The organism is Deinococcus aquatilis DSM 23025 (genome assembly GCF_000378445.1).
GTDB lineage: Bacteria > Deinococcota > Deinococci > Deinococcales > Deinococcaceae > Deinococcus > Deinococcus aquatilis.
Genome location: NZ_KB899703.1, coordinates 56,713 through 74,338 on the forward strand (window position 1 = coordinate 56,713; position 17,626 = coordinate 74,338).

The following is a 17,626-nucleotide window of genomic DNA, read 5'->3' on the forward strand; positions in this document are numbered from 1 at the left end:
TAGAATTGTTGATGTAGACTTTGGGTGTTCCAGAGAAGTGGCTCTACGCTGCTGCTCACGCTGATGTTGCGCCCTCTTGCCTGACCATTTTGGAGGTCTCCTATGTCCACTCCTGTTGCTCCCACCCATCTACCCCAGGTCGAACTGTTGCCGCTGAAAGCCGGAATGTTTGTGGGTCAGGCGCAGGAGGTGACTGTTCTGGCCCGAATCATTCCCCCTGCACCCCAACTGCGTGCGGGAGCGCGTGCGCCCATCAACCTCTCGCTGGTGCTTGACCGCAGCGGCAGCATGAGCGGCCACCCTCTGGAGATGGCCCGGCAGGCGGCGCAGACGGCCATCCGTGCCCTGGAACCTCAAGACCGCCTGAGCGTCGTGATTTTCGACGATACGGTCGAACTGCTGATCGCGCCGCAACTGGTCACCGACCCCGAGAGCCTGTGCCGGACAGTGGAGGGCATCACAGCAGGCGGTTCGACTGCTCTGCACGCAGGCTGGCTGGAGGGGGCCACCATGACTGCCCAGCACCTGAACCCGGAAGCCCTGAACCGGGTGCTGCTGCTGAGCGACGGGCAGGCCAACTGCGGCGAACAGCGCCCAGACGTGATTGCCGGACATGTGCGCGGCCTGACTGCGCGGGGCGTCAGCACCAGCACGGTGGGTCTGGGCCGCCACTATCAGGAAGACCTGCTGCGCGGCATGGCTGATGCCGGAGACGGCAACTTTGAACATATCGAGGATGTCGAGGCCCTCCCCGCCTTCTTTGCCGCCGAACTGCAGGGCTTCTCGCGCACGGTGGGCCGTACCGTCAGTCTGGGAATCGAACCCAATCCGGCCTTGCAGGTGTCCAGAGTCGAGGTCATCAACTCGCTGATCCGCAATGATCTGGGCCGCCACCAGTTGCCCAACCTGATTGCCGAGCGGCCTCTGGAGGTGGTATTCACGCTGCGGGTGCCCGCGCAACCGCCCCAATCCTCTGATATCGGCGTGACCCGGATTCGGTTGGCCTGGACGGGCCGCGACGGTGTGAGGCATAGCCTGCGTGCTCAGCTCAACCTGCCCGTGCTGGGTGCCGATGCTTACGCTGCTCTGCCCGAGAACAGCGCCGTGCGGCTGGCCGAGCAACTGCTGCACAATGCCCGCGCCAAGCAGGACGCCGTGCAGTTGCTGGACGCCGGAAACGTGGCCGGAGCGCAGCTTGCCCTGAACTCGCGCCGGAGGGCTTTTGATGAATACTCCCCCCTCTTGCCCGCACCAGTCGCGCAGCAGGAAGCGCAGGCCCTGGACGATCTGGCCGTCAATGCCGACATCGATCAGACCCTGACCCGCAAACGTGCCATGAGCCAGAGCTATAACCGCAGCCGCAGCAAGGACTAGAGAAGGACGAACCCAGAGACTGATTTCAGAGGAGGACGGGGAGACTGGACGGCGAGCGTTGATGCCGGGTCTCCCCGTCCTTTTCCTCAGATTTCTCGCTGCTGGGGCGCACGCTCTACTAACTACGACCTACTCAACTGCTCTGCCACAGGGTTTCTGGAACTATGGCCTGTTTTCCTGGGTCTGCCCGATTCGTCTCAAAAAAGACAGGCCGCTCATGGAGGGAGTCTTTCCCTCACAGTTGCACGACTGTTGTCTTCTGCTGTGCAAAGATGCCGTTTGTGCGTGCTGCCCGTTCCTCTTCCCCAACCGCGCTGAGTCCATCTGGCGAACCCACTGTCCCGCCCACCCTCAGCGCCGGGTTACTGTTGGTGGTATTGATCGTGGCGTTCGAGGCGATGGCGGTCAGCACGGTGTTGCCGCGTGTCGCTGCCGATCTGCAAGGACTGTCTCTGTATGGATGGGCGTCCAGTGCCTTCCTGCTTTCCAGCCTGTTCGGTGCGGTGTTCACGGGCCTGCTGTCGGACCGGCGGGGGCTGGCGGTGGGAGCCACCGTATCTCTGGTGGTGTTTGCGCTGGGCTTGCTGGTCGCAGGACTGGCCCCGAATATGCCTGCGTTCGTGCTGGGCAGACTGGTGCAGGGTCTGGGCGCAGGCGGGCTGGGGTTGCTGCCGTTTGCGGTGATCACCTCCCGCTATCCCGAACAGGCCCGCGCCCGCATGTTGGCAGCGGTTTCGAGTGCGTGGTTGATTCCTGCTCTCACGGGGCCACTGATCGCCAGCCTGATTGCCGACGCCTGGTCGTGGCGGGCCGTCTTCTGGGGCCTGCTCCCTGTGCTGGTGCTGGGTGCGCCGCTGTGTGTGCTTCCGCTGCGGGGTGCGCCCCAGTCCTCCGCACATGGTGGTGGCGGCGGGGCGGCCAGCTTGGGAAGCCGCCGGGTGCTGTGGCCTGCGCTGGGGCTGTCGGTGGCGTCTGGGGCGCTGATAGAAGGCCTGCGCCGTCCCGACATTTGGGGGCTGATCCTGATCGCTGTGGGTCTGGCGGGTGTGGCACTGACTTCACGTTCGCTGTTTCCGGCAGGTCTCTGGCAGGCGCGGCGTGGGTTGCCTGCGGCGCTGGCCGTGCGCGGCCTGGCGGCCTTCGCGCTGCTGGGCACCAATTCTTTTTTGCCGCTGGCCCTTCACGAACTGCGCGGCCTCACGCTCACTCAGGCGGGCGGTCTGCTCAGCATCGGTGGGGCCACCTGGACACTGGGATCGTGGGTGCAGGCGCAACTGGAACGGCGATTCGGCTCTCAGACCCGACCTGCCCGCGTGCGTGCAGGGATGCTCGGTGTCCTGAGCGGACTTCTGCTGACCACTGCTGGTGTGTTGGGTGGTCTCCCCCTCTGGAGCGCCTATGTGGGCTGGTTCGTGGCCTGCCTCAGCATGGGCATCGGCTACAACAGCAACAGTCTTTTTGCTCTTGCCACCGTGGATTCGGAGGGTCAGGGGGCGGGTGAATTGTCGGGTCAGCTGGCGAACATAGAAGTCCTGATGGTCGCGCTGGCCGCAGGGGCAGGCGGCGCACTGATCGCGCGGGCCACGCCGCTGAGTACGGCTTTTGCGCTGGCCTTCGCGGTGACGCTGGTGGGCGCAGTGTTGGCGCGGTTGGTGGCAGTGCGTTTGCAGGTTCGTTCGGCAGATTGATCGGCGGGCGGCGCTCCGGTCACTCCAGTGAGTTTTGGGGCCAACTCCCCCGCCGGAATGCCCCTGGAGTCATCCCACACGCCTGCACGAACGCCTCGTGAAACCGGCTGGTCGAGCGGAATCCAACCTCGTGCATGATGTCCAGTACGGGCAGATTGGTGGTCAGCAACAGGCGTTGGGCGTGGGCGATGCGTGACTGGGTCAGGTATTCGCTGAGACCCACACCGAGGGACGCCCGAAACAACGTGGTGGCGTAATGGGGATGTAGTCCAGCGGCGGCGGCAATCTCCGCCACCTTCAGTGGTTGCTGATATTGCTCGGCTATCAATGCAGCCATTCGTTCCACGTGGTCTGCTGCGCTGATGCCCGGCGAACCCCTGGGTTTTCTGGAGGGAAGTTCTTTCCAGTTCAGCGCCAACCGCCTCAACCGCGCCTCCAGCTCCAGCAGGACGATTCGCCGCGTTTCTGGGTTGCTTTGCTCTGACAGGAGGGCAGCCCAACTTGCAAATCGTCCCTGATCGGTGGCGTCTGTGGCTTCTGAATGAACGGCTTGCCCGCCCAGGATGGCCTGTACTAGAGGCTGCGGCAGATTCCAGCGCAACACGTCGCCCAGAGGAACAGTGAGCCAGAAAACGTCGGTCTGCGGGTTACTGCTCATCAGGCGGTGAGGCATCGCCCCCCACAGCAGCGCCAACTGTCCGGCAGAAACGGTCAGGCGGCGGCCCCCGATCAGGTAGGTCAACGAACCGCGCAACACCAGGTTAAGTTCAATCTCGCGGTGACGGTGAAAAGTTGACATGGCCCCCGGCTGTCCTCGCCAGCAGGCCAGCCCAAATACCTCTTCCCGCTCTGGTGGCGATGTGGAGAAGGCAGACACATTCTGAGAATACCGGAATCGGCGCTCCCAAAGCCGAACGATTTTCCTGTTGTGCTGCCTTACTCTGAGCCTCCAGCTACGAATGTCTTTTTGGTTCACCGGAGGCCCGCTATGACTGTTCTGACCGATGCAGCGCCCACTTCTTCGCCCCCCGCTTCCCGCTTCCATCTCACGGCGGAACAGATCCGCTTTTTTGACGAGAACGGCTACCTGATCCTGCGTAACTGGGTCACCGGCGACCTGCTCACCCGGCTTCAAGATGCAGGCCAACGCTGGATAGAGCGCGGCTTGGAGGACGGCGGCAGGAATTCAGATCACCTGTTTGCCGAGCGCGAAGTGGGCCGGGTGATGTGGCGGGTGGATTACGTTCACGACAAGGGCGAACCCGTTTCACTCGAACTTCTGGGGAGTCCCGAAGTTCTGGGCGTGGCAGAAAGCCTGTGTGGGCCGAACTTCGTGCCTACTTACGAAAGTATGGTTTTCAAGTTCGAGGGCGACGGCGAGAAGGTGCCCTGGCATCAGGACGCCGTGCATCCTCGCCGGTGGCGCATCTTCAACTACGACCTGTATCTGGACGAGTCGCGGGCGGGGGGCGGTGCCCTGCGCGTGATTCCGGGCAGTCAGACCGCGCCCGCCGATGTGTGCGAGCTGGCCGAGCAACACGGCTGGGACGCTCCTGGCAGCATTTATGTGGAAATGGAACCGGGCGACGTCTTGCTGCATGACGTGATGGTCGTTCACGGCTCCGAACGAGCCGAGGGAAAGAAGCTGCGCCGGACCATCTACTACGAGTTCCGTGCCTCCGAGCAGATTGCGGCGGAGGGGCCATGGGATCAGGAATGGACAGAGCGCCGGATGCGGCTGCTTCCGCTGGCCCTGAAACGTCATGAGGCTGCTGCCCCTGAAAAACCCCAATTCGACTGGCAGGCTGCGCCCGAGTTCCGTCCAGTCCGCCTAGGAGACGAGCAGGAGGAACTGCGGGTCGTGCATCTGGCGCACACCCCCGGCTCTTATTGCAGTGCCGGAGACGTGAGCCTGGATCAGTAAAATCGGAACCTGAGTAAAAAGAGAGGCACGGCTGATCTGGCCCGTGCCTCTGCCTGTAGTGATTACTTACTTCTACGATCTGCCCAACGGTTGCGGTGATCGCGTTGCGGTCTGGAAGGTGCAGGGCTGGGGGGCATCTCCACGCCTCTGAACAGGTCACCTCCACCCAACACTTCGGCCTGAACTTTCTTCCAGAAGCCGAAAAATTTGGTGACCGGGCCACTGAAGGTCGTGAGGCGTTCGGCGGGATGGATCACCAGTTTCAGCTCTGGACAGCGCTCCTGCACGCCCTGCAGAATGCTTTCAAATTCCGGCGTCGGGTTTTCGCTGGCATGGAGCTGGGTGGCCCTGTGCTCCCGCGCAAACTGGGCCAGTTCTTCGGCCACGCTGCCCACCCGAATCTCAGTCAATGCAGAGCGTGCGGCGGCTATATCGCGTACACCGCCGTACATGAAGGCCAGTCTGGGAAAGGCAATCCGGTGACTGGACAGAAAGGGACGGTCGAATACGAACAGGGCAGGCGCTTCTGGATGGGCAGAGAGGGCCGGGTCAGTGATAGAGAGGCTGTCGCCATGCAGCCAGACAACCACGCTCATGCCCGCCATCCAAACAATTTTTCCTGCAGTTGCTCATAACTTCCCATAAATGGGCAATCGGCGGTGCAGCCCTCGCACCAGCGACCCGCCGAATACTTTTCGATGTTGGCCTGATTCATGATGTACGGCTTGCCACTGAAGGTACTCGCCACCCACTGCCAGCTCAGGGCATTGCTGGCCAGATCCCCATCCAGCAGGTGTTCGCGGAAAAATTCGTACCCGGCCTTCCAGTTCACCCGCCGCCAGTGCACCAGATAGGCCGCAAACCACATCCTCTCGTGGTTGTGCATGTATCCATCGTCTTTGAGGTGTGTGATCCAGGCGTCGGCACAGGGCAAGCCGGTCTGCGCTTCCCGCACATCACTCGGCAACTCCGGCGACCAGGAAACGCGGTATTTTGGCTCCTCCAGATTCTCCAGCACCGCCCGGCCCCTTTGCTTCAGCACCAGCCAGAAGAATTCACGCCAGGCCAGTTGCCGCAGACCTTCTTCTCGGTCTGTTCCCCTGGCTCGGGCACGGAGATGATCGGCCAGCTCTCTGGGGGAAAGCATGCCGTGGCGCAGGTACATGGAGAGGCGGGAAATAGGGGCCAGCAGATGGTTACGGGCCGCGTAGTCCTTGGGATTGTAAGCCTGCAAAGCTGCCAGCCCAGCCACCCTGCCACCCACGCGAGAGGGCAGACGTGCTTCTCCGCTGTACAGCCCAGCCAGGGCACTGCCCAGTTCTTTCGGTATTTGTTCGTCTGTCAGAGTGGTGGGGATACGGGTCATGGTTTCCAGTCTGGCGTCCCCTGACAGGTTTCTCTGTAAGAAGTGACGGGGTGAATGGCCGCTCTGAATACGTGCGAGCAGAGTACAGGTACCCCTGAATTACGTAATTCAGAGTCAAGAGTGTTCCTGCTGGTCTGCCCCGTTAACTATCCAGTGATAAGTCTAGAATTGAAAGAGTGACAGAGGGCGAAAAGAGGGCGGTTCCTGTGACGTGGAGATTCCCGGATCTTCATCTGAGACGCTGAGATTCAGAGGTGGGGAACTGGACTGCTGTATCCGACCAGCAACTGCAAAATCCACCCCATAGCTCCCCTCTCCTGCTCTGAATTACGTAATTCAGAGTTTGGGATTTCAGTTCTGTCTGTGTACACTCTGCACATGAGCCGAAAAACAGTTGGAATTCGTGCGCTTCGGGAAGAACTGCCAGAGCGCATTCGGGAACTGGAGCATACAGGCCAGCCCATTGTCATTACCAAACATGGACAGGCGGTGGCAACACTGATGCCGACGCCTGTAACTGCGGTGTCACACGCTCCCCGTATTGTGGCCCTCACCAGTCTCAAAGGGGGCGTCGGCAAAACGACCCTGACGATGCACTTGGCGGCGGCCATTGCGCTGCAACAGGGCAATGTCGTGGTGTTGGATGCCGATGAGGAGGTAAGTGCCTTTCGTTGGCAACAGCACGCCCAAGCCGATGGAATAGAGCTGCCCTTCCGTGTGATTGCAGCCGAGCGAAATACGCTGATGCGTCAGGCGCGTGACCTCGCCAGAGCAGGCCATACCGTGATTATCGACACTCCGCCCAACAACCGCGAAATTCTCAAGAGTGCCGCAACAGTGGCTGATGTCGTGCTGGTCCCTGTGTTGCCAACGGGAATGGATGTTGACCGTCTGGCGACCACGCTGGAACTCCTGACCGATCTGGAAGCAGCTCTTGAGAGCTTCAACTACGCCATTGTCCTGAACCGCTTCGATGCCCGCAAAGCGATGGCGCATGAAGCCAATGACGCGCTGAACGCCCACCCTCGCCTGAGTACAGTGGTCAAGTCTCTCAGTGCCTACGAGAAGGTCTTTGGTCAATGCCCAACCGAACTTGGGCAGTTCACGGAAATCTGGAACGAGATCAAGCAGGCGTTTGGAGAGGAAGCATGACGAAAAACCGGTTTCAATCCAAAGGCTCCGGCGCAGGTCTGGGTAACCTGCTGAACCGCTCTCTGCAGTTTTCAGGTTCGCCCAGCGATCAATCTTCGGCAGAACTTCCACATCAATTGCCTGTGGAATCCCTTCAACCCAACCCACGCCAACCACGCCGTTATTTTGATTCAGCCGGACTGCTTCAACTGGCCCACAGCATTCGGGAGCAGGGTGTCCTGCAACCTCTGATGGCCCGCCCACTGGAAGATGGACGCTACGAAATTGTTTATGGGGAAAGGCGTTGGCGTGCTGCGCAGCAGGCTGGATTGATAAGCGTGCCGGTCATCGTTCGTTCCCTTTCACCCGCAGAGGTGGATATCATCTCGGCGGTCGAAAACCTGCAACGCGAAGACCTGAACCGCTTCGACGAGGTGACATCCAAGCTGAATCTGGTGGCCCACCACTTTGGGGTCAGTGTGGAAAGTGCTGTCGTGCTTCTGAAACAACTGCGGAATGACCCTGGAAGTGCTCCTGAGCAGGTTCAGGTCCTCGAACAGCTTTTTGCACAGTTGGGCCGCGAACAGTGGACATCGTTTGTGACCAATGGTCTGCCAGCCCTCCAACTGCCCGCCACCTTGATCCAGGCTGTTCAGTCGGGTCGCCTCGATTACAGTAAGGCAGTCCTGATCTCCCGTGCGCCGCAACGTCATCATGCCGACCTGCTACAGCGGGTGCTGACAGAGGAACTGACGCACGCAGACCTCAGACTTGCCATTGCCGAGTTACAACCCACACTTCACAACGAGCCTGTGTTGGAACAGCTGAAGAAAAATATTTCAGTCCGGCGACTCTCAAAGCTCACGGAGCTTCAGCGGACGCGTGCTCTGAAATTGATGGAGGAGCTGAACGACCTGCTGAAATAGGCTGTCCATTTCTTTCGGATGTGGGCTACGCCTCTGAATTACGTAATTCAAGAATGGTCTAGCTCCACCTGCACTCGCACCTGTTGTTCCAACACACCTGAAAATCCACGCAGCAAAGCCCCATAAGCTACGGCTTGAGATGGGGCTTCGTTCTACCTGCCGGAGTAAATTGGCATATCGCTGGTTGTTGAGGATTTCCCAGCTCCGTTTAATGCTGCCTCTTTATACGACAGCAAGCATTGCTGCTGTGCTTCAAGTCATCCCCAATCAGTCGAGCAAACTGCACCAGTGCTCCCAGATCTTTTATGACTGCAGGTCATTGAGCTGGCAGCTACGTTTTGTCCGACAAATTCCAGAAATCGAGGTCATCCACTGCGTCACCGATCCCCTTCAACTGGGCCAGGTCGGCTGCCTTGATGGGCTGCTGGGTGGTGTTCTGGCTGCCCAGAGCGTTGGTCAGTACGTCGTCGGGCACAGCGGCCAACAGGTGCTGAAGTTGTGCGGGCGTGGCGTCCAGAAGGGCATCGGCCAGTACACCGTCGGGCACGGCCTGGGTGACGGCCATTCGGGTCGAAGCCAGCGCCGAGGCGTCTATTTCTGGGCGCAGAGCATCGACATCATCAAGGTCTGCTGTACCGGGTGGCGTTCGGAAGTCGGGGAGAGGAGGCTGAACGGTGGAACGAGGAACGACCTTGACGCCAGATTGAACGGCGGGGGGTGTTTTGGGTAGGGGAGGACGAGAAACAGCCTTATTGCGGCGTGCAAGGAACCGCGCCAGAAAAAATAAGCCCAGTAGCACTGCGGCGATGATCAGGGACGCCATCATGGCTACACCTTACGCGCCCGCAGCCGCCAATGGGCCGAGTTTCTCTGCATTTGAGCAGCGATTTTGGGGGGGGTGATGGGGTTTATTGGTGGGGTAGGGCCGAGGCCCCCGCAGAATGTCGGGTCATCTGATTTCGGTCAGGCTGAAAGCTGCCCCCTCACGCGCTCAGGATCGCCTCGATCCGGACCAATTCATCGCCACTCAATTCGCAGTTGCCCAGTGCGCCGACCGCGTCGTCAATCTGCGCTGGCCTGCTCGCTCCGATCAGGGCCGAGGTGACTTCGGCATGACGCAGCACCCACACCAGGGCCAGTTGCGCCAATGTCTGCCCCCGCTCGGCGGCCACTGCATTCAGCTGGCGGGTTTGCTCCAGCACGGCGTCAGTGACGTGTTCGGGCCGCAGGAACCGGCCAGAGGTGACCGCACGGGAATCGGCGGGAATGCCGTGCAGGTACTTGTCGGTAAGGAGACCCTGAGCCAGTGGACTGAACACGATGCTGCCCATGCCCTCCTCGCGCAGCACGTCCAGAAGGCCTGCTTCCGGTGTGCGTTCCAACATGCTGTATTTGGGCTGATGGATCAGGCAGGGCGTGCCCAGTTCGCGCAGAATCCTGGCGGCCTGACGCGTACCTTCGGGTGAATAATTGCTGATGCCCACGTACAGCGCCCGCCCACTGCGAACGATGTGATCGAGTGCGCCCATCGTTTCTTCCAGCGGCGTTTCGGGGTCGGGTCGGTGGTGATAAAAAATATCGACGTATTCCAGGCCCATGCGTTTCAGGCTCTGATCAAGGCTGGACACCAGATATTTGCGCGATCCCCAGTTGCCGTATGGCCCGGCCCACATGTCGTAGCCCGCCTTGCTGGAGATGATCAGTTCATCGCGGTAGGGACGCAGATCCTGTGCCAATATCCGCCCGAAGGTTTCTTCTGCACTGCCCGCAGGCGGCCCATAATTGTTCGCCAGATCAAAGTGCGTGACACCCAGATCAAAGGCCCGCTGCAAGATGGTGCGCGCATTTTCCAGGCGGTCTGCGCCCCCGAAGTTGTGCCACAGCCCCAGCGAAATGGCCGGAAGTTTGAGGCCGCTGCGTCCGGTGCGCCGGTAGGTCATGGTGTCGTAGCGTTGCGGCGCGGCTTGGTATACGGGGAGGGTCATTCAAACTCCTTTGGAGAACAGGACGGAGGGGAAAGTGACAAAAGGTTCCGCTCAATCTTGCACACCCAGAAGAACAATGGGCACGTCAGATCGAGCGGTGTGAAAGAGATTCGGGCTGATGCGGTTGCCCGGTTTGCTGTGGAAACTCAGCGTCAGGCGGCCAGAGCAGGGGCAGCCAGGACCGTTGTAAGTGGAGCGTGTCCCGGCAACAGCGCCTGCTCTCCGGGCGTCACAAAGAAGAAGGCCAGCGCCAGCAGCACGTACACGGTCAGCAGCAGGACGCCTTCAAACCAGGTCGCCTCGCCGTCTTTGGTCACAGTGGTCACGGTGAGCGCGACGGCGACAATTGCCACCAGTTCCAGCGGGCTGGAAAACACCAGATTCATGGGCTTGCCGATGACGTAGGAAATCAGTACCAGCAGCGGCGCGGTGAAAAGAGCCACCTGAATGGTCGCGCCCACCGCGATGTTGATGGCCAGTCCGATTTTTCCCTGCCGGGCAAAGTAGCTGCCCGCGATGTATTCGGCAAAGTTGCCCACCACGGCCAGTACAATAATGCCCAGGAAGAAAGGACTCAGGCCGAGGGTGGTACTCGTGGCCTCCAGTGCCCCCGAGAGCATTTCGGATTGCAGGGCGATCAGGGCCGTGCCGCCCACCAGCACTGCTGCCGCCTGCCATACGGGCCAGAGCTTGCCTTCATGTGCGCCTTCTTCCTGCTCGAAGGCATCTTTGTGGGTCACGAGGGTGTACAGCAGGTTCAGCAGATACACCACGATCAGGACAATGGCGACGGCCAGACTCAGGTATTCGTCCAGGTTGGTGCGGGCGGCGTCACTGCCCGCCAAAAACCCGGGCAGACGTTCGGTGTAATCGAAGAGGGCGGGAATCATCAGCGCGATGACCACCAGAAACAGCATGGAATTGAGTTGTCCGGCGTTCTGGCCGCTAAATTTCTGTTTGGTGCGGCCAAAGCTACCGATCAGGATGGCGAGGCCCAGGCCCAGCAGTCCGTTGCCGATGATACTGCCTGTAATCTGGGCCTTCACCACCGTGATATTGCCGCTGAGCAGCACGAAAATGGCGATGATCAGCTCGGCCAGATTCCCGAAGGTGACATTCAGCAGGCCGCCGATCGCTGATCCAGCGCGTGCGGCGACCTGTTCGGTGGCCTTGCGCAGCCAGTCGGCCAGCGGAATGATGGCGACGGTGGCCGTCACGAAGACCCACAGGGGCGGCGCTTTGAAGACATATTCCAGGAGCAGGCTGATCGGAATAAAGATCAGCAACAGGTTCATAATCATGGGCGGAGCTTAAAGCATTTTGCTTGCTGGCCCACCAGATGATGGACCGCAGAGACGCTGGCCCTGTCGTGGCACTGGTGTGAAAATGACCCACTGAGTCGCGCAAGCCCCTCCCTTCAGGTATTGGGTGAGCGGCTCGCCCCGAAGGAGGCAGCAAAGGCCTCTTACATTAGATAGGCGCGTGCCATATAATCCTCCCATGGCGAAATTGCCTCTCCAGTACAAGTCCAATCGCAACGTGGTTTACTCCTGCAAGTACCACATTGTCTGGACGCCTAAATACCGGAGAAGCGTCTTGATTGAGGGTGTGGACGAACGGCTCAAGGTCATCCTGAGTGAGCTTTGCACCGAGAAAGCGTGCGAGTTGTTGGCCGTGGAGATCATGCCGGATCACGTTCACCTGCTGGTGGAGGTCGACCCCCAGTTCGGCCTCCACACCTTCGTGAAGCTGGCAAAGGGCCGTTCCAGTCGCCTGCTGCGCTCTGAGTTCCCGTGGCTCAAATCTAGGCTTCCGACGCTGTGGACCAACAGCTACTTTGTCTCAACGGTAGGCGGCGCACCGCTCAGCGTCATCAAGCAATACGTGGAGAGCCAGAAGCATGTCTGAGAAAGTCACCCTTAACTGCGCCGGGTGCGCCAAGACGCAAACGCTGCGCCCCCGGAAGGTGGAGAAGTGCGACAGGTACTTCTGCGGGCATTGCGACTTCAGGCCGCCCCTTGCCCCGGAAGGGCAGGTCAGCAGCGTCACGAACGGCGCGGCGGGTGGATTCCGGGGCTATCGCCATGAAACCCCCGACGCAGAGATGCTTGCAGCGCTCGGACGCGCCCGTGTCCTGCGGGACGCAGGACTGAAACGCATCGGAGCACTGAATTGAGGGGGGTTGCCACCGCGGTCAAAACCTTTCGCTACCGTCTTTACCCGACCAGGCCTCAGGAAGCGGCCATGTTCGAGACGCTGCGCCTGACCCGAACGCTGTACAACGCGGGCCTTGAGCAGCGTCGGGAAGCCTACCGGAAGCACGGCAAGACCCTCTCGGCCTACGATCAGCAAAAGGAACTCACCGCACTCAAAGAGGCTTGCCCGGAGTACAGCGGTGTCTACAGCCACGTCCTTCAGGATGTTTTCGATCGGCTGGACCGGGCGTACAAGTCCTTCTTCAGCCGGGTCAACAAGGGGGCAAAGCGGGCGGGATTCCCGCGCTTCAAGGGGCGGGACCGCTGGGACTCGTTCAAGTTCAAGCAGTGCTGGGACAACAAAAAGGACGACTGGACCACCTGCGGCAAGCCTGTGGACGAGGGGCGGCGCATCAACGTTCCCAAGATCGGCGCGGTCAAGGTCAAGCTGCACCGTCCGTTGGAAGGGAAGCCCAAGTCTGTGCAGATCGTGCTGGACGTGGATCAGTGGTACGCGGTCTACACCTGCGAAGTCACGGGGCAGACGCTTCCCGAGACGGGAAGCTCGGTGGGCGTGGACGTGGGGACGACGTGGTTTGCGATCACCTCCGATGGGGAGTTTGTGGACAACCCGCGCTATCTCAAGTCCAGCCTGAAGAAGTTGCGGGTTCAGCAGCGCAGGGTGGCCCGCCGGGGAAAGGGTAAGAACCGGAGGCGTAAAGCTGTCCAGATCGTCGCCAAAACACACCGGAAGATCCGGCGGCAACGCCTGGATTTTCACCACAAAACCGCACGGGGGTTGGTCAATGAACACGATCTGATCGCGCATGAGGAGTTGAAGGTCGGCAACATGGTCAAGTCCAACCTCGCCCGGAGCATTTCGGACGTGGGCTGGGCATCGTTTTTTCTCATCCTTTCCAGCAAAGCGGCAGAAGCTGGCCGGAAAGTTGTCGCGGTCAATCCCATGTACACGAGTCAACAATGCAGCAAGTGTGGGCATACGTGCCGGGAAAACCGCATCTCACAGGCGAGGTTTGTTTGCGTGGGGTGTGGATGGGCTGAAAACGCCGATCTCAACGCCGCGAAAAACATCTTGCAGCGGGCCAGGATACTTTGGCCTTCAGGTGTGAACGAGAGCGGAGGATCGCATGTCGTCGCCTGAGAAGCCCCTGCCTTTAGGCATGGGGTATGTCACGTTGAAGTGAATCTGAGAAAGACGGTTTCTAGAGAAGTTCTTTGCTGATCTTCTGACTGTCCTCTACTGCCTCCACTGCGCGGCTTCGTGATTCCTTCCCTAGAACGGCGCGACTTCTCCAGCGGTCTGCAACTGGGCAGCCAGATGCGGCAGTTCCAGCTGTTGGGCGGTGCGGTGCAGCGCGGTCAGGTGGTCGCGGCTGAGGCCAGCCAGATGAGGATGGGTCAGGGTCTTGAGGGTATCGTCGAGCGAAAGGCCTGCCCCGGCCAGGGCCAGCGCCTCGCACATGAAATGCGTGCCCACCGTGACGTAAGCCCGCAGGCGGGAAGCGGCGCGGTCTTCGGCAAGCTGACCGGTGCCTACAAAGGCGTACAACGTATTCAGCTGGGCGCTGGCAACCCCTGGGTGGGTTCGCTCCAGAAAAGCCCGTTCCTCACGTGGCACGGTGAGCGGCAGGGTCACGAAACGCCGGGTCAGGGCCGCACCAATCTCGTGTAGGCGGCCCACATCGGCGTCGTTCATGGTGGCGATCAACAGGAAATCGGGCGGCAGATACACGGCCTCAGGTGCGCCGTCCGCCTCCGAGACTAGCGGCATTCGGCTGCGGTATTCGGGATCGAGCAAAGTCAATAGCCGTCCGAAGGCTTCATCCTGATGGGCGCGGTTAAATTCGTCGATGATCAGGGCGTGGGGCCGCCCCGAACTCTGAATGCTGCTGTGATGTCGCTGCGCCGCCCGCGTGACGATGCCGGGTTGAAAAAGGTAGCGCAGGCTGTCGCCGGGGGCCACTTTCAGGCCGCCCAGCACGTCGCTGCTTGTCCAGCGGGCATCTGCCGTGACCAGCGTAAAGTTCCCCGGCCCGCACAGGGCTTCGGCCAGCAGGGTTGCCAGCAGCGTCTTGCCAGTGCCGGGCGCTCCTTCCAGCAGCAGCGGGCGGGCCAGAGTCAGGGCCACCCGCGCCGTATCCAGCACTTCTGGATCGATCACCAGCCGCTCCTGAAGGCCGTGCCACAGGTCGGGCAGCGGGGGCGCGGCTTCTGGTTCAGGCGTCAGTGGTACAGGCTCTTGCACAGGCAGGACGACTGGATCGGTGCCATGACTTTCATTCTCCGGCACAGTGACGACCGGTTCTGGCGTGGGCGGCACGGGCCTGGTGGGTACGGGCTTGGTTGCTACAGGCTTGGTTGGTACAGGCCTGGGCTGCTCCGGCTCAGGCGCTTTTTTGATTGGCACAGGCCGGAGCAGGCCGTCCAGCAGGTTGCGGGCCTCCAGACTGGGGCGGGGCGGCGTCTGGCCTTCCAGTCTGGCGTAAGGGAGGGCCAGGGCGCTGAGGGCGTGCAGCAACAGGCCGCTGCTCAGGCTGCTGCCCAAGGGCTGACTGTGCTGCTGCCCGCTGGCCTGTTCACTGTAGGCGGCCCGCAACCGGCAGTGGTGCCAGAATTCGTCTCCCCGCCGCTCCAGGGCGTGCTCGTACAGGGACACGTCCTTGATCAGGGCCACCTGCCGTTTGCGCGGGAGGTAACGCAGCAGAGCTTCCAGCGACAGGACCCGCTCTGAAGAGGGAACGGCGCGGTAGGCCAGAACGCGGGTTCGGGTGAGGTTGCCCAGAAGACTCTGGCGGGCGCAGTGTTCGGCGGCCAACAGCAGCGGGCGCGGCGCAGGGGTAAACATGGCCAGTGCCGCGCCCTGTTCGTCGGCCACATGCCCCGATAGGCGCAGCACTGCATCTGGCCCGCGTGCAGATTCGCTGATCACGTCGCATACCAGCAGTTGCAGTTGGGCTGCCGCCGCTGCCGCCGCCTGTGACCCGGCATCCGACCACGGAAACTCGATGGCCTGCTCCGAACCGTGCGAACTGGACGCAGACCCGCCCGGTGCCCGGAGTGGCAAGGCGGGCGACAGGAGGGCACCCCCCGAATCGGTGATCCAATCGGCTGCCCTAGCCGCCGTTTCCACTGCGCGTTGCTGCTCGGCAGGCAGGTGAAACAGAGCGTCGAAAGCAATCTTGAACTGGGCAAAAACGGTGATGAAAGAGGGGGAAGCGGTTCGGGGGGTGGTCATGCGAAAACTCCGGGAAAGCCGAGGGTACGCAGCTGTAACGGCAGCGCCCCGTGAGGGTCGTTGGGATGAAGCCGGACGCGCACCATGCGGGCACGTTCGCCGGGAAGGGGGTTGATTTGCAGGGCCTGCTGCGGGCTGTAAGGATTGGCCTCCAGTATGGGTTCTGCCCCCGGAGCGCCGGAAAGTCGCCCAGTTTCGGCCCGGCCCGGCCACAGGATCAGGCCAGTGGCCGCGTGCGACAGGCCCATATACCGCAGGAGTTGATCGTTGATTTCGCGGTGCTGCTGGGCGTTCAGGCGGTCAAGCGGGCGGTATTTGACATCGGCCACCAGCGCCCGCCCATCGTCGAATACGGCCAGCAGATCGGGGCGCAGCAACTGCAACCCCAGTCCGATCCCCCGGAAACTGAGCCGGGGATTGAGGGTCACGGTTACGCCGTCGCCACGAAAGGTACCCGTAAAGAGTCCGGCCGCGTCTCGCTCGAATTCGCCGCTGCTGGCCCCGAGTGCCTGGGTGAGGCGGGCCAGCGCCCAGATCTCGTACAGTTCGGCCATGCGGGTATAGCCCTCCGGAATTCCGGTGGACTGGGGTGACCAGTGGCGCACCTGTTCGGCCAGCAGCGCGGCCTGATGGGTCAAGGCGTCGGTCGATCTGGCGGCGGTGGGCCGGGTCGTTCTGCGCTGGGTGGGTGCGCTGCTGGCCCGCTCGCCCGCCCTGTTTCCGGCAATCGCGGCTCTGGCCCAGGTCAAACGCGCGAGCAGCGGCAGGCGCTCGGCAGGCTGAGGCAACTGCTGCGCCGCCGCGATCAGCGCGTCCCATAAATCCAGCAGGGCTGAGGTGGCCGCTGGCGGCAGGGGCGGGGCCAGGTCGCGGGCCACATGACCGGGAAATCCGCCCTGGCCCCAATGCTCGAAGGTCAGTTCCCAGTCCACCCGGTCGGGCACGCGCCCATCGTCCAGTACGCGCCGCCCTTGTCCCTGCACCAGCTGGGGCCGCCGCCGCGCCAGTTGCCACAGCTGCCAGGCCTGCCCCGCCCAGTCCAGCAGTTGGGGGGCTGCCGGAGCTGATCTGGTGGGCGCGGTCAGGTGATCGGTGGCCGACAGCAGACCCTGCGGAAAGTTGAGGCGCTGGCCGAGTTCGGGGAGGGCGTCGGCCATCCGGCCCAGCGCTGCAAAAGCCTGCTCCGGCTGCTCGTGCAATTTGGCCGGGTAGACCAGAACCGGATGCTGCACCCGCCCCGCGTCCGACTCGGTGGTAAAGGTCAGGCGGCCCACCCAGTCGGTCAGGCGCACCTGCACCCCGTGCGGCGTGTAACTTTCGATATAGGGCAGGCGCTGGCTGTCGCTTCTGCCCGCTGCCTGCCTGCCCAACCCCTGTTTTTCCGGAGATTGTTTTTCTGAACTCTGTTTCTCAGGACTGTGCCTTTCCAGTGCCTGACCGTGCAGGCCCACAAAACTGACGTGGCCTCTGGTGGGCAAAAAGACCCCACGTTCTTCAGCGACACAGGTTTCACGGAGAGTAGGGGAGAGGGCGGCAGGCAAGCTCAATGAACCCACAGACTAGCGCACCCGGCCACCCCGCCAGAAGAATTGGCCGCAGAACTGGCTGAGGGCTGACTGGAGAGCGTGTAAGCGTACCTCTGCCCTCAGGTCACGGCATCAGGGAGCCTGGCAGGGCCACTTTCCCCAACTGTTTTTACGTTTGAGTAACGAGAAGTTCGGCAGCATGGCGTCTATAGGGCCGAGGTCAAATCTTCTGAACTGGCCGGGCCACCTGATCCT

General features: G+C 61.5%; 16 protein-coding genes. 8 read left to right on the forward strand and 8 right to left on the reverse strand.

The window, feature by feature from the left end:
* Positions 1-102 precede the first annotated feature (102 nt).
* Positions 103-1,374, forward strand: coding sequence for a vWA domain-containing protein (locus tag F561_RS0107030; protein ID WP_026298668.1), 1,272 nt, complete (start codon positions 103-105; stop codon positions 1,372-1,374).
* 272 nt (positions 1,375-1,646) lie between these two features.
* Positions 1,647-3,062, forward strand: a complete 1,416-nt coding sequence (locus tag F561_RS0107035) for an MFS transporter (RefSeq protein ID WP_019009246.1) — start codon at positions 1,647-1,649, stop codon at positions 3,060-3,062.
* Positions 3,063-3,081: 19 nt separating this feature from the next.
* Here F561_RS0107035 and F561_RS0107040 read toward each other — a convergent pair whose 3' ends face one another.
* A complete protein-coding gene (locus F561_RS0107040) occupies positions 3,082-3,861 on the reverse strand; it encodes a helix-turn-helix domain-containing protein (protein ID WP_019009247.1) in 780 nt (259 codons plus the stop codon).
* Between the two features lie 189 nt (positions 3,862-4,050).
* Between F561_RS0107040 and F561_RS24990 the strand changes: the two genes are divergently transcribed.
* Entirely contained in the window at positions 4,051-4,986 is a 936-nt protein-coding gene (locus F561_RS24990; protein ID WP_019009248.1) for a phytanoyl-CoA dioxygenase family protein, read from the forward strand.
* 62 nt (positions 4,987-5,048) lie between these two features.
* Here the strand turns inward: F561_RS24990 and F561_RS27130 are convergent, their stop codons facing one another.
* Both F561_RS27130 and F561_RS0107055 read right to left on the reverse strand, forming a co-directional pair.
* Positions 5,049-5,582, reverse strand: coding sequence for a deoxyribodipyrimidine photo-lyase (locus F561_RS27130; RefSeq protein WP_157451632.1), 534 nt, complete (start codon positions 5,580-5,582; stop codon positions 5,049-5,051).
* A complete protein-coding gene (locus F561_RS0107055) occupies positions 5,579-6,352 on the reverse strand; it encodes an FAD-binding domain-containing protein (RefSeq protein WP_019009250.1) in 774 nt (257 codons plus the stop codon). The genes F561_RS27130 and F561_RS0107055 overlap by 4 nt, the downstream gene beginning before the upstream one ends.
* Before the next feature lie 378 nt (positions 6,353-6,730).
* Between F561_RS0107055 and F561_RS27135 the strand changes: the two genes are divergently transcribed.
* Together F561_RS27135 and F561_RS25005 are read left to right on the forward strand one after the other, a co-directional pair.
* Positions 6,731-7,504, forward strand: coding sequence for an AAA family ATPase (locus tag F561_RS27135; protein ID WP_019009251.1), 774 nt, complete (start codon positions 6,731-6,733; stop codon positions 7,502-7,504).
* Positions 7,501-8,409, forward strand: a complete 909-nt coding sequence (locus F561_RS25005; protein ID WP_019009252.1) for a ParB/RepB/Spo0J family partition protein — start codon at positions 7,501-7,503, stop codon at positions 8,407-8,409. Before F561_RS27135 ends, F561_RS25005 begins: the two co-directional genes overlap by 4 nt.
* Before the next feature lie 331 nt (positions 8,410-8,740).
* Here F561_RS25005 and F561_RS29910 read toward each other — a convergent pair whose 3' ends face one another.
* The 3 genes from F561_RS29910 to cax all read right to left on the reverse strand — a co-directional run bounded on the left by F561_RS29910 (position 8,741) and on the right by cax (position 11,695).
* Positions 8,741-9,235, reverse strand: a complete 495-nt coding sequence (locus tag F561_RS29910) for a hypothetical protein (RefSeq protein WP_245556453.1) — start codon at positions 9,233-9,235, stop codon at positions 8,741-8,743.
* A 157-nt stretch (positions 9,236-9,392) separates the two neighbouring features.
* Positions 9,393-10,394 carry an L-glyceraldehyde 3-phosphate reductase gene (mgrA, locus tag F561_RS0107075; protein ID WP_019009254.1) on the reverse strand — a complete coding sequence of 334 codons (1,002 nt, stop codon included), beginning with the start codon at positions 10,392-10,394 and terminating at the stop codon, positions 9,393-9,395.
* A gap of 152 nt (positions 10,395-10,546) precedes the next feature.
* Positions 10,547-11,695: a calcium/proton exchanger gene (gene cax / locus F561_RS0107080; protein WP_019009255.1), complete on the reverse strand. Its 1,149-nt coding sequence runs from the start codon at positions 11,693-11,695 to the stop codon at positions 10,547-10,549.
* 208 nt (positions 11,696-11,903) lie between these two features.
* Between cax and tnpA the strand changes: the two genes are divergently transcribed.
* Genes tnpA through F561_RS25015 form a run of 3 tightly spaced genes read left to right on the forward strand, consistent with a single transcriptional unit; the run spans position 11,904 to position 13,751 of the window.
* Positions 11,904-12,302, forward strand: coding sequence for an IS200/IS605 family transposase (tnpA, locus tag F561_RS0107085; RefSeq protein WP_157451639.1), 399 nt, complete (start codon positions 11,904-11,906; stop codon positions 12,300-12,302).
* Positions 12,295-12,570 carry a hypothetical protein gene (locus F561_RS0107090; protein WP_019009257.1) on the forward strand — a complete coding sequence of 92 codons (276 nt, stop codon included), beginning with the start codon at positions 12,295-12,297 and terminating at the stop codon, positions 12,568-12,570. Before tnpA ends, F561_RS0107090 begins: the two co-directional genes overlap by 8 nt.
* Positions 12,567-13,751 carry an RNA-guided endonuclease InsQ/TnpB family protein gene (locus F561_RS25015; protein WP_040380035.1) on the forward strand — a complete coding sequence of 395 codons (1,185 nt, stop codon included), beginning with the start codon at positions 12,567-12,569 and terminating at the stop codon, positions 13,749-13,751. Before F561_RS0107090 ends, F561_RS25015 begins: the two co-directional genes overlap by 4 nt.
* Before the next feature lie 132 nt (positions 13,752-13,883).
* Here F561_RS25015 and F561_RS25020 read toward each other — a convergent pair whose 3' ends face one another.
* Positions 13,884-15,845, reverse strand: coding sequence for an AAA family ATPase (locus tag F561_RS25020; RefSeq protein WP_040380038.1), 1,962 nt, complete (start codon positions 15,843-15,845; stop codon positions 13,884-13,886).
* Positions 15,842-17,392 carry a hypothetical protein gene (locus F561_RS25025; protein WP_157451633.1) on the reverse strand — a complete coding sequence of 517 codons (1,551 nt, stop codon included), beginning with the start codon at positions 17,390-17,392 and terminating at the stop codon, positions 15,842-15,844. The genes F561_RS25020 and F561_RS25025 overlap by 4 nt, the downstream gene beginning before the upstream one ends.
* Positions 17,393-17,626 lie beyond the last annotated feature (234 nt).

Bases quoted from the DNA above. Each gene is read 5' to 3' on its own strand.
- F561_RS0107030 (WP_026298668.1), top strand. From the start codon at position 103: ATGTCCACTCCTGTTGCTCCCACCCATCTACCCCAGGTCGAACTGTTG.
- F561_RS0107035 (WP_019009246.1), top strand. From the start codon at position 1,647: ATGCCGTTTGTGCGTGCTGCCCGTTCCTCTTCCCCAACCGCGCTGAGT.
- F561_RS0107040 (WP_019009247.1), bottom strand. From the start codon at position 3,861: ATGTCAACTTTTCACCGTCACCGCGAGATTGAACTTAACCTGGTGTTG.
- F561_RS24990 (WP_019009248.1), top strand. From the start codon at position 4,051: ATGACTGTTCTGACCGATGCAGCGCCCACTTCTTCGCCCCCCGCTTCC.
- F561_RS27130 (WP_157451632.1), bottom strand. From the start codon at position 5,582: ATGAGCGTGGTTGTCTGGCTGCATGGCGACAGCCTCTCTATCACTGAC.
- F561_RS0107055 (WP_019009250.1), bottom strand. From the start codon at position 6,352: ATGACCCGTATCCCCACCACTCTGACAGACGAACAAATACCGAAAGAA.
- F561_RS27135 (WP_019009251.1), top strand. From the start codon at position 6,731: ATGAGCCGAAAAACAGTTGGAATTCGTGCGCTTCGGGAAGAACTGCCA.
- F561_RS25005 (WP_019009252.1), top strand. From the start codon at position 7,501: ATGACGAAAAACCGGTTTCAATCCAAAGGCTCCGGCGCAGGTCTGGGT.
- F561_RS29910 (WP_245556453.1), bottom strand. From the start codon at position 9,235: ATGATGGCGTCCCTGATCATCGCCGCAGTGCTACTGGGCTTATTTTTT.
- mgrA (WP_019009254.1), bottom strand. From the start codon at position 10,394: ATGACCCTCCCCGTATACCAAGCCGCGCCGCAACGCTACGACACCATG.
- cax (WP_019009255.1), bottom strand. From the start codon at position 11,695: ATGATTATGAACCTGTTGCTGATCTTTATTCCGATCAGCCTGCTCCTG.
- F561_RS0107090 (WP_019009257.1), top strand. From the start codon at position 12,295: ATGTCTGAGAAAGTCACCCTTAACTGCGCCGGGTGCGCCAAGACGCAA.
- F561_RS25020 (WP_040380038.1), bottom strand. From the start codon at position 15,845: ATGACCACCCCCCGAACCGCTTCCCCCTCTTTCATCACCGTTTTTGCC.